This window comes from Seonamhaeicola sp. ML3 (assembly GCF_023273855.1).
GTDB lineage: Bacteria > Bacteroidota > Bacteroidia > Flavobacteriales > Flavobacteriaceae > Seonamhaeicola.
In genome coordinates this window covers 565516-583491 of sequence record NZ_CP096884.1, presented here as the reverse complement: position 1 = coordinate 583491, position 17976 = coordinate 565516, and the positions used below count along the sequence as shown (strand labels likewise).

Genomic DNA, 17976 nt, shown 5'->3' with positions numbered 1-17976 from the left:
ACTTTAGTTTCTAAATTTGGCCGTAAAAGCTATTGATTGTATTAAATGCCAAAAACCAATCAATAACTTTACGACCACCAACCAAAAAATTATTTATAACTTCTAGGGCCTAAAAAATTGGCCGTACAAGTTTCTATCAATTCATCACCAACGAAAACCCCAATCTTAATTTTATTACGATCACCAGTTAACGCCGAATTGTTTATTTCAATAAACAAGGTGCCTTCTGCAATACCTTGTTTAGGAACAACAAAATCATCGCTCGTGGCGACTAATTTTAAAGTTCCTTTGTGAGACATCAGTTTTAGCGTTACATCTTCTATGTCTCGTGTTGTTTTATTTACCAATTTATAAGTAAACACATTACTTATAATATTATCTGCTTTGTGCTCGTACAGTTGTCCTGGCAATCTTAGAACATTAGCCTCCACCTCATTTCTTAAAAAGAGCATACCGGTTAATATACCAATCAAAATAGTCAAGACCGCGATATAGCCTTTCATTCTAGCCGAAAGTTTAAACGGTACTTTGTTTTTAATGTTTTCCTCACTGGCATAGCGTATCAATCCTTTTGGGAGATTGATGCTTTCCATAATATGATCACATTCGTCAATACATGCTGTACAGTTTACACATTCCAATTGGGTGCCGTTTCTTATGTCAATGCCCGTGGGACAAACATGTACACATTGCAAGCAGTCTATACAGTCGCCATGTCCAAGCGCTTGTCTGTCTTCGTTTTTTCTAAATTTTTTTCTGCCACTAGGGCCTTCACCACGTTTATAGTCGTATGCAACCACAACCGATTTGGTATCTAAAAGAACGCCTTGTAGCCTTCCGTAAGGACAAGCGATTACGCAAACCTGTTCCCTAAACCATGCAAATACAAAATAGAAAACAGCTGTAAAGATTATTAAAGGTATAAGTGTGCCCATATGACTAAATGGGCCTTCTACAATGTATTCTAGTAACCTGTCTCCACCAATCAAATAGGCAAGAAATACATTGGCTATTAAAAATGAAATGACTACGAAAATAAAAAGCTTTAATCCTTTTTTTCTAATCTTTTCAGCATCCCATTTTTGTCGTGCTAATTTGCGTTGTTTGTTTCGGTCGCCTTCAATCCAATACTCAATACGCCTAAAAACCATTTCCATGAAAATGGTTTGCGGACAAATCCAGCCACAAAAAATACGCCCAAAAGCCACTGTAAACAGTGTTATAAATACCACCCCAATTATCATTGAGATAACGAACAAGTGAAAATCTTGAGGCCAAAAAGGGAAACCAAAAATGTTAAATCGTCTCTCCAGAACGTTGAACATTAAAAATTGATTCCCGCCAATTTTTACAAATGGCGATGCCAATAAAAATGCCAGCAGGCCATAGCTAACAAGTTTTCTTTTGTCGTAATATTTTCCACTTGGTTTTTTAGGATACACCCAGGCACGCTTCCCTTCTTCGGTAACTGTGCTTATGGAATCTCTGAATATTTCGTTTTCTGGGGTTTCCAAGTAATTTTGGTTTTTATGATTCCCTTTGTTTAAAAACAAAGGGAATCATTGGATATGAATGAGTTAGTCGAACTACATGTCTTTATTCCTGTGCTTTTGCTTCTGTATCTTCAGCGACCCAAATATCACCTTCTGGTGGTTTGGGGTTCGCTGGCGTTGTACCTTGTAAACTTAATACGTAACTACTTACTTGTGCTATCTGCGATGGTTTTAGTTGTGTTTTCCAAGCTATCATCCCTTTACCGGAACGACCACCTTCAGAAACTGTTTTAAATACATTTTTGATACCACCACCTAAAATCCAATGGTCATCAGTAAGGTTTGGTCCAATACCTCCGCCGCCATCGGCCATGTGACAGGCCACACAATTGGTGTTAAAAACCGCTTTTCCAGCACTTAAATCGCCAGCATCAGTTAGCAGTGTTACGGTATTAATATCAACCAAATCTTTGGCAGTTTTCTTGTATTCTTCAATGGCTATTTTGGCTTCTGCCAATTCGGTTTCTAATTCATCAATTTGTCCGGGGCCATCAAATACATGATATCTAATTAGATAAACAACAGCAAAAATTATTGAGATATAAAATCCGTATAACCACCATGGTGGTAAGTTATTGTCAAGCTCCTTAATGCCATCATAGTTGTGGTCTAGGATAATTTCGCCTTCTTCTTCAATTGGTTTTTGTCCAAGAAGTTTCGTGTAAGTTTTCTTTAACCAAGTGAATTGATACGCTTTTTCTTTATCGGCTAAAAATTTGGCTTTAGCTTCTTCATCTAACTTATGAAGCATCACATTTTCAAGTGCTCCAATAATCGCTTCAATAGCGATTAAAATTAGAAGTACTAGAAAGAGAAATAGTAATACTACGGGATATTCTATAAAGGCAGGTTTTTCGCCTGAGTCTATAAAGAATTCAACAACTCCGAAGATGATGAAGAATACTACGGGTACTCTTACCCAAGATGGAACTAATTTTCTCATAATGTGTCGTCGTTTTGGTTGTCTAATGGAATATTGCTAACGGTGTTTATATAGTCTTTTTTTGCAGATACTACCCACCAAAACAGTGCTACAAAAAAGATAAAAAAGATTAGTAGGGAGATGATAGGGTATATCTCTATCCCAGTGATACTCTCCATATGATTTTTTACAAATTTTAACATGATTTCTGGTTTTGAGGGTTAGTTCTGAGCGGTTTCAACATTAATATCTGTTCCTAATCGCTGTAAATAAGCAATAAGTGCAACAATCTCTCTATTCTTCATCTCCACAAATTCTTCACCGTTATCGGCAGCATATTTTTTATCTGCTTCGTAGTTACTGGCAAAGTCTGGATCAGATTTCAAGTTCTCTTCAATCTGAGTTCCTTGTGCTGTCATACTTTGTTGCGCGTTGGCAATCTCTTCATCAGAATATGGAACACCTAAGGATACCATGGTGCGCATCTTAGCTTCAGTCTGTGATTTATCAAGTGTACTTGAAGAACCGGTAATCAACCAAGGATAACGTGGCATGATGGAACCAGATGAGGTACTTTGTGGGTCGTACATATGGTTAAAGTGCCAGTTGTCATTGTACTTTCCACCAATTCTATGTAAGTCTGGTCCTGTACGTTTACTACCCCAAAGGAACGGATGGTCATAAACAAACTCACCGGCTTTAGAATACTCACCGTAACGTTCAACTTCACTTCTAAAAGGTCTAATCATTTGCGAGTGACAGCTAACACAACCTTCACGTATGTAGATATCTCTACCTTCCAATTCTAAAGGTGTGTAAGGTTGCACGCTGGCAATGGTTGGGATATTAGACTTCACCATAATAGTGGGAACAATCTGAATAATACCACCAATTAGAATGGCAACCGTTGCTAAAATAGTTAACTGTATAGGTCTTCTTTCTAACCAAGTATGCCATCCTTCATTGGCCGTTCGCCTTTTAGTTACACGCTCTAATGCAGGTGCTTCTGCCAGTTCGTCTTCAACTTTGCTTCCGTGCTTAATAGTAACCCATACGTTATAAACTAAGATTAACAATCCAACCACATACATGGTTCCACCAATAGCACGCATCCAGTACATTGGAATAATCTCGGTAACTGTTTCTAAGAAGTTACCATAAACTAAAGTACCGTCTGGGTTAAACTGTTTCCACATACTGGCTTGTGTGAAACCAGCAACATACATTGGTAATGCATATATAATGATACCTAAAGTACCCAACCAGAAATGTAGGTTGGCCAATGGAAGCGAGTGTATTTTTGTTTTAAATAACCTTGGGACTAAGTAGTAAATCATACCAAAGGCCATGAATCCGTTCCAGGCCAATGCACCAACGTGTACGTGGGCAATAATCCAGTCGGTAAAGTGGGCAATGGCATTTACGTTTTTAAGCGATAAGGTAGGCCCTTCAAAAGTCGCCATACCGTAACCGGTAATTGCCACTACCATGAATTTTAAAACAGGGTCTGTTCTAACTTTGTCCCAAGCACCACGTAAGGTTAATAAACCGTTTATCATACCACCCCAAGAAGGCATCAATAACATCACAGAGAATGTAACACCCAAGTTTTGAGCCCATTCTGGTAGAGCGGTGTACAATAAGTGGTGAGGTCCTGCCCAAATGTATATAAAGATTAATGACCAGAAGTGCACTATAGATAATCTATAAGAGTAAACCGGTCTGTTTGCTGCTTTAGGAATAAAGTAGTACATCAAACCTAAGAATGGTGTGGTTAAGAAGAATGCTACCGCATTATGCCCGTACCACCATTGTACCAAGGCATCTTGAACACCGGCGTATACCGAGTAACTTTTTAAAGCACTTACTGGTAATTCCAAGCTGTTAAAAATATGAAGTACTGCAACTGTTACAAATGTGGCAATGTAGAACCAAACAGCAACATATAAATGACGTTGTCTACGTTTTAAAATGGTCCAAATCATGTTCACGCCAAAAACCACCCACACAAGTGCAATGGCGATATCTATGGGCCATTCTAATTCGGCGTATTCTTTAGAAGTTGTAATACCTAAAGGTAAGGTGATTGCTGCCGCCACAATGATAAGCTGCCAACCCCAAAAGTTGATATTACTCAAGAGGTCACTAGCCATACGTGTTTTCAATAATCGTTGCAGTGAGTAGTAGACCCCAGCAAACATGGCGTTACCAACAAAGGCAAAAATAACAGCGTTGGTGTGCAATGGTCTTAATCTACCAAAACTAAGCCACGAAATACCATCCGTAAGGTTGGGGAATAAAAACATAAATGCTAGTAGAAGACCTACTAACATCCCAACTACTCCAAAAATTATTGTGGCGTAAATGAACTTTGTAACGATTTTATTATCGTAATGAAATTGTTGCATCTCCATAATTAGTTGTTAATCTTTTTTTTTGGTTAGTATTGAATTATCTGATTTTTCTTTGATGAGTTCATCCTCAAAAAGCATGCGTACCGATGGTGTATAGCTATCATCATATTGTCCGCTCTTAACGGCCATAATAAAGGCTATAAAAAAACCAACGGCTACAATTATACTTATAGCAAGTAATACATATATAACACTCATACCTATTTGAAGTTATGGATCAAAAGTACTTTCATATACATTTTTAAAACATGACAATGGTCATGTTTATGTTTTTTGTCTGTCATTGCGAGTCACGTTTTTATACGTGCTGTGGCAATCTCTTAAATCAATGAGATTATTTCGCATACTTACTCTATCTAGAATAAAAAGGATATCTTTTTTTATTTCAATCTTCTACCAACAATGTTGGTGCAAATTGTAGTAAATACCACAATGCTAATAGAACTTAAAGGCATTAATATAGCCGCCACAACAGGGGCCAATTGCCCAGTAACGGCGAAGTATAAGCCTATGATGTTGTAGATGAATGAGAGCACAAAACTCCATTTTATAATCTTTATGGCCGACCTCGATATTTTCAAATAATTAGACAGTTCATTAAATTTTGAAGCATCTAAAATGGCATCACAAGCAGGAGAGAATACATTCACTTTCTCTGAGATGGCGATGCCAACATTGCTTTGGGCTAATGCACCAGCGTCATTTAATCCGTCACCTATCATTAAAACACTCGCGCCTTCACTTTGGTGGTATTCTATGTATTCCAGTTTATCCTCTGGTTTCTGATTGAACAGAAGCTTCGTCTTGGGAGGTAACAGCTTGGTCAAGTTCTCTTTTTCCCCTGCATTATCGCCAGAAAGAATGGCTAAATCATAATCTTTTTTAAGAATATTGAACAGTTGCGCTAAGCCCTTTCTATAAGCATTGTAAAAGGTGAACTTGCCTTTGTATGTATTGTTGGTACTTACATGAACAGTTGTATTTAGAGTGGTGGTTTCAGCTTGATGACCTACAAAAGGCGCCGAACCTACTTTAATATAATCGTTGTTATATTGCGCCTCAATACCTTTGCCGGTGTGTTCTTGGTAATCATCGAGTGTTACAATGTCCTGCTCATTCAACAGTTCATATAATGAACGGCTTAGCGGATGATTAGAGCCTCGTAATGTACTTTTTAGTAAAGCTTCTTCAGATGCAGATAATGTTTCACCATCATAATTTATAGAGGCCTCTTTGTTGGAAGTTATTGTTCCGGTTTTGTCAAAAATTATCGTATTTATTTTAGCTAATTGTTCTATAACACTGGCATTCTTTAGATAGAATTTTTTCTTTCCCAGAATCCGTAATATGTTTCCAAAAGTAAAAGGTGCCGATAGGGCGATGGCACACGGACAGGCAATAATCAATACCGCTGTAAATACATTAATGGCTTTGCTAGAATCATTTACAAGCCAATAACTCGTAGCTATTACGGCAATTAGTAATAGAACCAATGTGAAGTTTTTGCTAATCTTGTTAGTGATTGTGGTAAAAGAAGATGCTTTGTCTTTTTTAAAGACATCATTACTCCAAAGTTGGGTGAGGTAACTTTGCTCTACCGATTTTAAAACATCTAATTCAATATTACCATCTACTTGCTTACCGCCGGCAAACAATTTGTCGCCAGATTGCTTACTAACCGTTTTGGATTCTCCGGTAACAAAGCTATAATCAATTCTTGCTTTTCCTTTTATAAGTATACTATCAACTGGAATAAGCTCTTCATTTCTAATAAGAAGTCTGTCGCCTTTTTTAATGTCATAAACCTGAATGGATTCCTCTTTACCTTCATCAGTTATTTTGGTAATTCCGATGGGGAAATAGGATTTATAATCCCGTTCGAATGATAAGAATGTATACGTTTTCTGTTGGAAGAACTTACCAACCAATAAGAAGAAGATGAGCCCTGTTAAACTATCAAAAAAGCCAGAACCGGAATCCAGAATAATTTCAACACTACTTCTAATAAATAACACGGCTGCACCTAAAGCAATGGGTACATCAATGTTCAATATTTTAGAGCGTAGGCCTTTAAAAGCCGAAATAAAATAACCTTGGGCCGAATAAAAAACTACAGGTAAACTATAGGTAAACATCAACCACCTAAACAGGTGTTTGTATTTTTCAAGCCAAAATTCACCAACTTCAAAATATTCTGGGAAGGATAGAAACATCACATTTCCAAAGGCAAAACCAGCAACACCTAGTTTGTAGATTAAAGAACGGTCGGTTTTCTTTTTTCCAACGCTGTAATCTTCTAAACTAATATAAGGTTCATAACCAATACTACTTAAAAGAATAACTAACTCTTTAAGCGTGGTCTTTTCTGAGTTATACGTAACCCTAACGGTTTTCTTTCCAAAGTTTACTACGGAAGCACTAACGGCTGGGTGGAGCTTGTTTAAATTTTCTAAAATCCAGATACAAGAACTACAATGAATATGCGGAATGTAAAGATTTACAATTTCGGTATCGTCACTATTAAATTCCAAGAGCTGCTCAACAATTTTCTCGTTTTCCAAGAAATTGTATTTGCCGGCAACTTCTTTTGGAGTTGCTCCTGGAGCGTTTTGTAAATCGTAATAGCAAGTTAAATCGTTAGCCGAAAAAATCTCGTAAACGGTTTTGCAACCGTTACAACAAAACGACTTGTCATCAAAAGTGATGTTGGACGATGTGGCATCCAAGCCACAGTGGAAACATGTTTTATGCTCCATAAATTTGCTCATTTTTACCCAATGCAAAGGTGGAGGGAAAGTGAAAATTAAAATATGATATTAGTCATGATTTATATATTTTTACACAACATGAGCAGGAAATTCGAAGTGAACATACCGTCTTTTTTGTTTCGAGTTCTAAACCATTTAATCCTAGTAGTTTAATAATGTTTCAAAACGGTAATGATGTATTTGATGCTCTTTTCGAGGCTGTTTCAGAGGGGGTCATTGTAGTTGATAAAGACCAGAAAATCGTGTCTATCAATAAGTCGGCTGAACACATGTTCGGTTATTCTAATGACGAATTGTTAAATCAACACTTAGAGATTTTAATTCCTAAACAATATCATGCCGGCCATGGAAAGCATGTAGATGGCTTTATGAAAGCAAGAGAAAGCAGACGAATGGGGCATGGAAGGGATTTGTATGGAGCTCATAAAAGTGGATACTCCTTTCCGGTTGAGGCTGGTCTTAATCCTTTGGATTTTAATGGGAATACTTATGTAATGGCCTTAGTTATTGATATCTCTGTTCGTAAAAAACAAGAAGAGGAGTTACAAGAGCTAAACAGTAAGTTGGAGAAAAAAGTGGCGGAGCGAACAAAGGCTTTAAGTACCACAGTTGAAGAATTAAAAGAGGCCAACAAAAAACGAGATATTGAGATACAAAAACGAATAGAAGCTCAAAATAAAATTAGTGATGCGCTTAAGAAAGAAAAAGAGCTTAATGAGTTGAAAACAAAATTTTTATCTCTTGTATCGCATGAGTTTAAAACCCCTTTAAGTGGTATCTTAACCTCTGCCATGTTGTTAAGTAAGTATAAGTTAACCGAACAGCAGCAAAGACGGGATAAGCACATTAAAACCATTTCTGATAAAGTGCATTATCTTAACAATATTCTTAATGATTTTCTTTCTGTAGAAAAGTTGGAAACCGGTAAGGTAACCTACAAATATGGCACTTTTAGATTGACCAAAGTTATTGATGAGGTTATATACAATGCCAATATGCTTTTAAAGGAAGGACAGAAAATAAACTATCCGAAGCAAATTGATGATTTGTCATTACATCAAGATGAAAAAATATTGGAATTATCTTTAAGTAATTTGGTGCATAATGCCATTAAATATTCGCCAGAGAATACAGTTATTGATATAAAAATAGACCAAAATGAAACGGATACCACTTTTGTGGTTTCAGATAATGGCATGGGAATTCCAGAAGCCGACCAAAAACAAATATTTAATCGTTATTTTAGGGCTGAAAATGCGCTTTTAGTGCAAGGGACAGGAATTGGACTGAATATTGTAAAAAGTCATTTGAATAACTTAGGAGGCAATATAACCTTCATCAGCGAAGAAAATAAAGGAAGTTCGTTCACTATAACACTGCCAAATAAAGCAAGTTAAAGAATTGAGGTATTTAAAATAATCTTTACAGAAGAGGTTAAGACATCTAAATTCGACAGGATTATTTAAAAATGAAAAGTAACACATGAAAAAAATATTGTTAATAGAAGACGATACAATTTTAAGAGAGAATACATCCGAATTATTAGAGTTGTCTGACTATCACGTAACCACTGCTCCCAATGGTAAAGCTGGTTTGGAGACCGCTTTGAAAATAGTTCCAGATATTATAGTGTGTGATATCATGATGCCAGAATTAGATGGTTATGGCGTTTTAGAAGGATTGGCCAAGCATGAGGAAACCATGCATATTCCGTTTATATTTTTATCGGCCAAAACCGAACGCAAAGATGTACGCAAGGGTATGGATTTAGGTGCAGATGATTATATAACCAAGCCTTTTGAAGAAGATGAGCTTATTAGCGCCATAGAAAGTAGGTTGGCAAAAGCAGCTATTTTACAAGAACGAAGAGAACATGAAATCGATAAGCAAGCAGAGGAAAGTGATATTAGGGATTTAAACGATCTTAAAAATTTTTTCGATGATAATGGTGAAACCTATAAGTTTAAAAAGGGTGAAACGATTTATGAAGAAGGCCAGCATTCTAACCATATCTATTTAATAGAAAAAGGGCTTGTTAAATGTCATAAACTCGATGAACAAGGCAAAGATTTAACTACGGCCTTACACAAAGAAGACGACTTGTTCGGGTATACATCTTTTACCCAAAATATTACTTACAAAGAAACTGCTGCGGCCATTCAAGATACTGTCCTGTTGGGGCTTTCAAAGCATGAACTTCAAGATATTCTGCATGCCAATCATAATGTAACTTTAGAGTTTATTCAGTTATTAAATGAAGACTTGGTAGATGCCAAAGACCAGTTGCTTCAAATGGCATATAGTTCTGTGAGAAAAAGAACAGCTACGACCATTATAAGGTTTGCTGAAAAGTTGGGTAGTAGACCGGGAGAATTTATCAGGATTTCGCGAAACGATTTGGCAAGTGTAGCAGGTGTTGCCACAGAAAGTCTTATACGTACACTCTCGCGTTTTAAAGATAAAGGTTTAATTGAAATTGAAGGTAGGAATATCAAGGTGCTCAACTTAGCAGATCTTCAAAAAATAGAATAAGCTCCTTATTTGTCCCAAATTCTGATTTTGGTCATATTTCCACCGAAACCATACTTGTAATTTTGCAAGATAGCTACTTGTATAAGTATGGAAAATATTTTAATACCAACAGATTTTTCTACGAACGCATGGAATGCAGTAGAATATGCGGTTAATTTCTTTAAGAAATCTTCCTGCAATTTCTATATTCTTCATGTGTGTTCTGCGTCTGGTATTGAAAATGGAATTCAAGATGATTTAAAGGAGACCTGCGAAAAGCGCATGCAGGAATTGTTAAGCAAAATTAATCAGGAACTACCAAAATTTCCGAAGCATAGGTTTTTTAGCATAGTTGATAATGGATACATAGTCAATTCCGTAAGAACTCAAGTCGATAAGAACCATATAGATTTTATAGTAATGGGTACTAAGGGAACTTCAGATTTAAAGAAAATCCCAATAGGTAGTAATGCTTCTAGTATCATAACCAAAGTACAGTGCACTACTGTAATAGTTCCAGAGAATGCTAAGTATTCAGATTTAAAGGAAATCGCTTTTCCTACAGATTTTCTTTCCAGATATTCTTCAAAAACTTTAGAGTCTATTACAAGCATTGTTGAGAAACACAAAGCCTCTGCACGTGTTTTGCATATTAAAAACGAAAATACAACTCTAAACGAAGATCAACAGAGAAATAAAGAGCTTCTGGATGATTACTTAGGAGCCAACACACATAGTTTTCATTTTTTAGCTAATAATCAGGTAGAGAACCAGGTTCAGGATTTTGTTGAAAATAAGAGGATAAACCTTATTACCATGTTTGCGAAGAACCTAAGCTATTTTGAGAAGATTTTATTCCATCCTAAAATGCCAGAACTAAAATATTACACAGATATACCTTTTTTAGTATTGCATTAAAAAATGAAAATGAAGTTTGTTTTAAAAAGATAGATATGGGTAAATGTGAGCAGTGTATCATAAAACAGTTTAATTCATTAAAGGCACTTTCCAAAGAAGAGTTGATTAGGATTTCGGCTTGTAAAACATCCAGAGTTATAAAAAAAGGTGAAGTCATTTTTGAGGAAGGCGATATGCTTAATGGTGTTTATTGCGTAAGAAATGGTATTTGTAAATTAACCAAGTTGAGTGCAAACGGTAAAGATCAAATTGTAAAAATGGTGGTTAAGGGCGATTTGCTTGGGCAACGTTCTGTGGTTGGTGACGAACGGTCTAATTTACAAGCCACAGCACTAAACGATATGGAGGTGTGTTTTATTCCCAAAAGTGAAATTTTAAAGGATCTTCAAAAAAACCCAGATTTTACTTTCGATGTGTTAAAGCAGATGGCGAAAGACTTAAAAGAGGCAGATGACGTCATCGTAAATATGGCACAAAAATCTGTCAGGCAACGTATGGCAGAAACCTTGCTTTATATCCACGATAGTTTTGGTGTAAACCCAGATGGAACTTTAAGTGTGTTGCTTTCAAGAGAAGATTTTGCAAATATTGTAGGCACCGCCACAGAATCTGCTATAAGAGTACTTTCTCAATTTAAAAAAGAAGGACTCATTTCCTCAAAGGGCAAGCATATTAAAATAGAGGATCTAAGCGGGTTAAGCAGGGTAGATTAGGCTTCGTCTCAATAAACAAGTATTTTTTTTACCTCTCATTTTTTAAACTGGTTTGGTTTTTGATTTTACCAAATGGATTAATCGTATTTTTTTAATAATTTTAGTTTAGAAATATGGATATCTTGGTTTAATGAAGAAACTCGCACTTATATTTTTTTTCAGTTTAAATTTTCTTTTTTCTCAAGAAGCTAAAATCGAGGTACAGCAGGCTTACGGTTTTGGTTTACCGAATATAGACTCCAAAAACGGTAGATTATTGACCTACGGCGGGTATACCGATCAATCGGTAAAAATATGGGATTTATATTCTGGGTTCCTTCTAAAAACGATGGACTATCCAGCCTTAGTCAAGAATATTGTTATTGATAAAGAAAATGACAGAACCTTTATTGGTGATAAAAACGGTATTGATGTTTTAGATAATAAAACATTAAAGGTTATACAGCAATATCCCATAAAGTTCCTAAAGAACTTCGTCTACGACCCGAATAGCAAGTTCATTTATTTTGTATCGGGAACTGCCGAATTCGATGGCAATCATACGTTTCAAAGTTTAAATCCTAATACCGGAAAAATTGAAAGCACCTATCCTAAATGGCCTAGTGAAGGGTATCCCATGTATGCCAAATTAATTTCGGCTGGAGATTATACCATGATTGAATTCAAAACAAACTTTAGGGAAAATATTTATTTTGAAACGCAATCGAATACATTTCAGTTGTTCAATGGAGAACACAAAGATTTTTTTGGAAATCTGGATTTGTTGTACTTCGATATTGTTGACGAAAAACATATCAAGGTAGTTCGATACAGTTCGGTTGAAAATAAAACGGTTTGGGAAACGGTTTTAGAAGCAGGAAGAACAAAAACAGGTTTTACCATTCATCATCCTACGTTTTCTTTCACTCCTGATAAATCCCGGTTATGGGTCGCTCCTTCCAAAGCTGCAATGTATGAGCTAAATTCTGAAACTGGAGACATTATTGGTTTGATAAATTCTAGTGTCGATAAAAGAATAATTACGGCCGACAACAATTTTGTTTACGCCCTAGAACCAACATCTGACACCTATGGAGCGCCTTCCTACTTTAATAAATACAGGCGCTATTCCGAAATGCCTTTAACTACTTTTGGGAGCCCGATTTTTGATGTCAATGATTTAGAAACTTATAAATACAAACAAGAAAAAGGACTCTTGTTCAAGAATTTAAATGGAGATATTGGATCGGTTTCAATCAATATTACGGGAACATCAGTTACCAGTTATTTTACGGAATACCTTCAAAAGTTTTCATTAAGAGGAGACTTTTACACCAGTAAGGAAACCAAAGCTGTTTATTATGGTATGGGAAAAGATGAAGGGGTAAAGCAGTTTACTATAGGTAAACCTTTAAGCTTTAAGACTCAAAAAATATCTGGTGACTACAAGGATAAAGCGGTGGTCAATACGAATTCTAAAGTTGCTGTAACCCATAATAAAAACGGATTTTCTGTTACAGATTTAAAAACTCAGGAACTTCTGTTTTCAGAAACCTTTAAAGGTGTTAATACCATTGCTGATTTTACAGCGGTTGTGAAAGATAGTGATAATGAAGTTGGCTTTCTGATTTTGAACGAAGTGGTGCCAGAAGCCGTTTACAAAAGACGAATAGATTATTACGATTACAAAAATAAAAAGTTGTTGTGGCAAAGAGAAGGAGAGTATACAAATCTGTTATTTATAGAAGAACAAACCAAAATCCTAACGCTCAATTTTGAAAAGCAACAGGTAGAAATTATCAACGTTTCTAATGGAGAGATTGACAGGGTTTTCAAGGTTCCTGATATCGATTTTCCTAACTTAGTTTTAAATCCATCGGAGAATTTAATCATATTTTCAGATTATAAATCGGCCTTGAAAGTATATGATTTGGAGAGTGGACGTTTAATTAGTGAAACCGATAAATTTATTGATGGATTTACCTTTGTTAAATTTATAACTGATCAGATTTACGTTACCCTTACCAACGGACACTTTAGGTTTTATGATGTTGTAACTCACGAAGAAATACTCAGGCTTTACGTGTTTATAGATGGGGAGTGGCTGGCACACACACCAGAGGGACTATTCGAGGGTTCACAAAAAGCATGGAACAGAGTGTTGTTTACCAAGGGAGCCGATATTATACCATTGAACCAGATATTTAATGACTTTTATACGCCTAACCTTACGAGTACAATTTTAAATAATCAAAAAGTTGATACTGAAAAATCGGTTTATAGCCTTAATAAAGCACCAGAGGTTAGCATTGAATTCAATGATGGTACAAGGAATATTTCTGTAAAAGGGGAGGTTCAAGTTTTTGAAACCAATTCTAAAGCACAGCGTTTTAAGTTACAGGCAGACGCTTTTGGAGATGCCATTAAAGAAATGAGGTTATACCACAATGGAAAGCGTGTACTTGCTAGTGAAAATAGTTCTGATTTTGCTATTAGTTTAATTGAAGGAGAAAATGTAATTACGGCTGTTGCTGTTAATTCTCAAAATACGGAAAGTGCGACAAGAAAAGTTATCGCCAAATATCGGCCTAAGAAAACCGAGCCTAAATCGGATACCATTGAAATACATTTATTAACCATAGGAATTGATAAATATAAAAACCCTAGATATAATTTAAATTATGCGGTTGCCGATGCCCTTGGATTTAAAAAAGCGGTTATGGATGGTGTAAAAGGGTTTATACCTAAAATACACACCTATAGCGTTCAGGATAAAGATGCCAATAAAGCCAATATTATCAATGCCTTAAAAACAATTGCTGAACAGTCAAATCCACAAGATGTTTTTGTTTTTTATTATGCAGGACATGGTATGATGAGCGAAGGCGATTCAAAAGATTTTTTCCTAATACCGCATGATATTACCCAGCTTTTCGGAAACGATGATATATTAAATACAAAAGGAGTTTCTGCCACAGAAATTAAAGATTTATCTGCCATAATTCCTGCGCAAAAGCAACTATTTATATTAGATGCCTGCCAAAGTGGGGGCGCTATCAATACTTTGGCTTCAAGAGGTGTTGCAGAAGAAAAAGCTATAGCCCAACTAGCAAGAAGTACAGGTACACATTGGTTAACCGCAAGCGGCAGTGACCAATTCGCCACCGAGTTTGAAAAGCTTGGTCATGGGGTGTTTACTTATGCATTACTCGAGGCTTTATCTGGAAAAGCAGATAATGGCGACTCCAAAGTTACCGTTAATGAGCTTAAGGCATACTTAGAAGTTCGTGTTCCAGAAATTTCAGAGCAGTACAAAGGAAGCGCTCAGTATCCGGCTAGCTTTGGTTTTGGTCAGGATTTTCCATTATCAGTTAAACGATAAATTTACTGTTTTTCGTAGTTGAGCAAATAACTAAAACTTATCCGTCAATAACCTAAATAGATGTTAATCTTAACGGTAAGAATTCATAATTATCGTAATTTTATGTTGCTATGAAAAACTATGAAGTTTCAAGAAAAGGGTTTGTGTTTAAAAAGTACGAAGCGCCCTCCAAGTCACCGTTCGATACACTCTTCGAAATTTTTAAAGAACTTATTACCCATACTTCCGGAGATTTTGATGAAGCTATTAACTGGTTACTCGAACTCGATAAAGAGTATAAACTTACTACACCAGAATATACTATCGATGATTTTATTGAAGACCTCAAAAAGAAAGGCTACTTAAGGGAGGAAATTGACCCTAATGGAGAGCCCTCTCTTGCCATAACGGCGAAAACAGAACGAGCCATACGGCAACAGGCTTTGGATCAAATATTTGGTAAGATTAAGAAAAGTGGTAAGGGAAATCATAAGAGCAAAGCTCAAGGTATAGGAGACGAGCATACAGGAGACTACAGGTCTTATCAATTTGGAGACGCTTTAGATAAGGTGTCTATGACCGAAAGTTTAAGAAATGCTCAAATTAATCACGGTATCAATGATTTTACCCTGTCTGAAAATGATTTAGTAGTAGAAGAGTCTCTACATAAATCGCAAATGAGTACAGTGCTCATGATAGATATCAGTCATAGTATGATATTGTATGGAGAAGATCGTATAACACCAGCGAAGAAAGTAGCTATGGCTCTAGCCGAACTCATTACCACGCGTTATCCAAAAGACACTCTGGATATTTTGGTCTTTGGAAATGATGCCTGGCGAATCGAAATAAAAGATTTACCCTACTTAAAGGTTGGACCATACCACACCAATACGGTTGCAGGTTTGCAATTGGCTATGGATATGTTAAGAAGAAAGCGAAATACCAATAAGCAAATATTCATGATAACCGATGGTAAGCCTAGCTGTTTGCGTTTACCAGATGGGCAATACTATAAAAATAGTTTTGGTTTAGATCCAGATATAGTAAATAAGTGTTACATGATGGCACAACAAGCTCGAAAATTACATATTCCGATAACTACATTTATGATTGCTAAAGATGACTATTTAATGCAGTTTGTTCGCGAATTTACTCATGCCAATCAAGGCAAAGCCTTTTATACAGGTTTAAAGGGCTTGGGCGAAATGATTTTTGAAGATTACGAAACAAATAGAAAAAAAAGAATAAAAGGTTAATTAGCCTTTAGCTTTTAGGAGTTAGCTGTTAGCTTCATAGAATGTGAAGCAGCTAGAAGCTAAAAGCTAATGGACAAAAGCTATAGAATGAAAAATATTAGAACATTAGGAGAACTAAAGGAAACAGGATATCAATCTAAGTCTATAAAAGACGAATTACGAGATAACCTAGTCAAAAAAATAAAAAATAAGGAAACTACTTTTACAGGTGTTCATGGTTATGAGAATTCGGTAATTCCAGATTTAGAAAGAGCCATTCTATCAAGACATAATATTAACTTGTTGGGTCTACGAGGACAAGCAAAAACGCGCTTAGCCAGACTAATGCTTAACCTGCTCGATGAATATATTCCTATTTTAGAAGGTTCTGAAATCAATGATGACCCTTTAAATCCAATATCCAGATTTGCAGTAGAATTGATTAAAGAAAAAGGAGATGACACTCCAATTTCTTGGTTGCATAAAAGCGAGCGCTTTGCAGAAAAATTAGCAACACCAGATGTAACGGTAGCCGATATTATTGGTGATGTTGATCCCATAAAAGCAGCCAACTTAAAACTGAGTTATGCCGATGATCGGGTAATTCACTACGGAATGATTCCAAGAGCCAACCGTTGCATTTTTGTAATTAATGAGTTGCCAGATTTACAAGCTAGAATTCAGGTGGCCTTATTCAATATATTACAAGAAGGCGATATCCAAATTAGAGGTTTTAAGTTACGATTGCCTTTAGATATTCAATTTGTGTTTACGGCAAATCCAGAAGATTATACAAACAGAGGTAGTATTGTTACACCTTTAAAGGATAGAATAGGCTCACAGATATTAACACATTACCCCGAGGATATAAAAACGGCCAGAAAGATTACCGAACAGGAATCTAATTTAGTTGAAGGGCAGAAAGACAGTGTTTATGTTCCTGAGCTAGCCAAAGACCTTTTGGAACAAGTGGTGTTCGAAGCTAGAAAAAGTGAATACATAGATATTAAATCTGGTGTAAGTGCCCGATTAAGTATTACAGCATTCGAAAATCTATTAAGTACGGCAGAACGTAGAGCTTTAATTACCGGAGAAAGTAAAACAACTTTAAGGTTAAGCGACTTTGTAGGTGTTATCCCTGCTATAACAGGAAAGGTGGAACTTGTTTACGAAGGAGAGCAAGAAGGCGCAGCTTTTGTAGCCATGACCTTAATTGGTGACGCCATAAAACATTTATTTGTTGAGCATTTTCCGAAGATTGAAAAATTACAACGACAAGATGAAGATACACCCTACGATGATATTGTGTCTTGGTTTTTTAATCAAAAGGACGGCTTTGAACTTTTAGACGATTTAAGAGATAAAGAATATCACAGTTTGTTAAAAAACATAACACCTCTCGATGATTTATTAGGGAAATATCAACCAAATTTAAGCTCTGAAGATACTTTCTTTATGAAAGAATTCGTGCTTTGGGCTTTAGCCGAATATAAATTGTTAAGCAAACAACGCTTTGCAGAAAGCATTCAGTTTAAAGACCCTTATGGGAGTTTTATAAGGGGAGTCTAAGACCAAATTATTCAAAAAAAGAGCCAATTT

Annotated in this window: 13 protein-coding genes; 7 read left to right on the top strand and 6 right to left on the bottom strand. The window is 36.0% G+C overall.

The window, feature by feature from the left end; translation table 11 throughout:
- Positions 1-89 precede the first annotated feature (89 nt).
- The 6 genes from ccoG to M0214_RS02685 all read right to left on the bottom strand — a co-directional run bounded on the left by ccoG (position 90) and on the right by M0214_RS02685 (position 7645).
- Positions 90-1514: a cytochrome c oxidase accessory protein CcoG gene (gene ccoG, locus M0214_RS02710; protein WP_248723943.1), complete on the bottom strand. Its 1425-nt coding sequence runs from the start codon at positions 1512-1514 to the stop codon at positions 90-92.
- An 82-nt stretch (positions 1515-1596) separates the two neighbouring features.
- The gene (locus M0214_RS02705) at positions 1597-2496 is read right to left on the bottom strand and encodes a cbb3-type cytochrome c oxidase N-terminal domain-containing protein (RefSeq protein WP_248723942.1); all 900 of its coding nucleotides are present in this window, start codon (positions 2494-2496) and stop codon (positions 1597-1599) included.
- Positions 2493-2678 carry a CcoQ/FixQ family Cbb3-type cytochrome c oxidase assembly chaperone gene (locus M0214_RS02700; protein WP_248723941.1) on the bottom strand — a complete coding sequence of 62 codons (186 nt, stop codon included), beginning with the start codon at positions 2676-2678 and terminating at the stop codon, positions 2493-2495. Before M0214_RS02700 ends, M0214_RS02705 begins: the two co-directional genes overlap by 4 nt.
- A gap of 18 nt (positions 2679-2696) precedes the next feature.
- Entirely contained in the window at positions 2697-4889 is a 2193-nt protein-coding gene (ccoN, locus tag M0214_RS02695) for a cytochrome-c oxidase, cbb3-type subunit I (protein ID WP_248723940.1), read from the bottom strand.
- Positions 4890-4898: 9 nt separating this feature from the next.
- A complete protein-coding gene (gene ccoS, locus M0214_RS02690; protein WP_248723939.1) occupies positions 4899-5087 on the bottom strand; it encodes a cbb3-type cytochrome oxidase assembly protein CcoS in 189 nt (62 codons plus the stop codon).
- Between the two features lie 182 nt (positions 5088-5269).
- Positions 5270-7645 (bottom strand): heavy metal translocating P-type ATPase metal-binding domain-containing protein, encoded by a 2376-nt coding sequence (locus M0214_RS02685; RefSeq protein WP_248723938.1) that lies wholly within the window; start codon positions 7643-7645, stop codon positions 5270-5272.
- Between the two features lie 167 nt (positions 7646-7812).
- Here M0214_RS02685 and M0214_RS02680 point away from each other — a divergent pair, with 167 nt between their 5' ends.
- From M0214_RS02680 to M0214_RS02650, 7 genes are all read left to right on the top strand, one after another.
- The gene (locus M0214_RS02680) at positions 7813-9054 is read left to right on the top strand and encodes a PAS domain-containing sensor histidine kinase (protein WP_248723937.1); all 1242 of its coding nucleotides are present in this window, start codon (positions 7813-7815) and stop codon (positions 9052-9054) included.
- An 85-nt stretch (positions 9055-9139) separates the two neighbouring features.
- The gene (locus M0214_RS02675) at positions 9140-10189 is read left to right on the top strand and encodes a response regulator (protein WP_248723936.1); all 1050 of its coding nucleotides are present in this window, start codon (positions 9140-9142) and stop codon (positions 10187-10189) included.
- A gap of 87 nt (positions 10190-10276) precedes the next feature.
- Entirely contained in the window at positions 10277-11086 is an 810-nt protein-coding gene (locus M0214_RS02670) for a universal stress protein (RefSeq protein WP_248723935.1), read from the top strand.
- Between the two features lie 35 nt (positions 11087-11121).
- Entirely contained in the window at positions 11122-11799 is a 678-nt protein-coding gene (locus tag M0214_RS02665) for a Crp/Fnr family transcriptional regulator (RefSeq protein WP_248723934.1), read from the top strand.
- A 130-nt stretch (positions 11800-11929) separates the two neighbouring features.
- A complete protein-coding gene (locus tag M0214_RS02660; RefSeq protein ID WP_248723933.1) occupies positions 11930-15160 on the top strand; it encodes a caspase family protein in 3231 nt (1076 codons plus the stop codon).
- A gap of 110 nt (positions 15161-15270) precedes the next feature.
- The gene (locus tag M0214_RS02655) at positions 15271-16398 is read left to right on the top strand and encodes a VWA domain-containing protein (RefSeq protein ID WP_248723932.1); all 1128 of its coding nucleotides are present in this window, start codon (positions 15271-15273) and stop codon (positions 16396-16398) included.
- Between the two features lie 87 nt (positions 16399-16485).
- Positions 16486-17946: a magnesium chelatase gene (locus M0214_RS02650; protein WP_248723931.1), complete on the top strand. Its 1461-nt coding sequence runs from the start codon at positions 16486-16488 to the stop codon at positions 17944-17946.
- Positions 17947-17976 lie beyond the last annotated feature (30 nt).

Excerpts from the sequence above, each read along its gene's own strand:
- M0214_RS02705 (WP_248723942.1), bottom strand. The coding sequence starts at position 2,496 with ATGAGAAAATTAGTTCCATCTTGGGTAAGAGTACCCGTAGTATTCTTC.
- M0214_RS02700 (WP_248723941.1), bottom strand. The coding sequence starts at position 2,678 with ATGTTAAAATTTGTAAAAAATCATATGGAGAGTATCACTGGGATAGAG.
- ccoN (WP_248723940.1), bottom strand. The coding sequence starts at position 4,889 with ATGGAGATGCAACAATTTCATTACGATAATAAAATCGTTACAAAGTTC.
- ccoS (WP_248723939.1), bottom strand. The coding sequence starts at position 5,087 with ATGAGTGTTATATATGTATTACTTGCTATAAGTATAATTGTAGCCGTT.
- M0214_RS02685 (WP_248723938.1), bottom strand. The coding sequence starts at position 7,645 with ATGGAGCATAAAACATGTTTCCACTGTGGCTTGGATGCCACATCGTCC.
- M0214_RS02680 (WP_248723937.1), top strand. The coding sequence starts at position 7,813 with ATGTTTCAAAACGGTAATGATGTATTTGATGCTCTTTTCGAGGCTGTT.
- M0214_RS02675 (WP_248723936.1), top strand. The coding sequence starts at position 9,140 with ATGAAAAAAATATTGTTAATAGAAGACGATACAATTTTAAGAGAGAAT.
- M0214_RS02670 (WP_248723935.1), top strand. The coding sequence starts at position 10,277 with ATGGAAAATATTTTAATACCAACAGATTTTTCTACGAACGCATGGAAT.
- M0214_RS02665 (WP_248723934.1), top strand. The coding sequence starts at position 11,122 with ATGGGTAAATGTGAGCAGTGTATCATAAAACAGTTTAATTCATTAAAG.
- M0214_RS02660 (WP_248723933.1), top strand. The coding sequence starts at position 11,930 with ATGAAGAAACTCGCACTTATATTTTTTTTCAGTTTAAATTTTCTTTTT.
- M0214_RS02655 (WP_248723932.1), top strand. The coding sequence starts at position 15,271 with ATGAAAAACTATGAAGTTTCAAGAAAAGGGTTTGTGTTTAAAAAGTAC.
- M0214_RS02650 (WP_248723931.1), top strand. The coding sequence starts at position 16,486 with ATGAAAAATATTAGAACATTAGGAGAACTAAAGGAAACAGGATATCAA.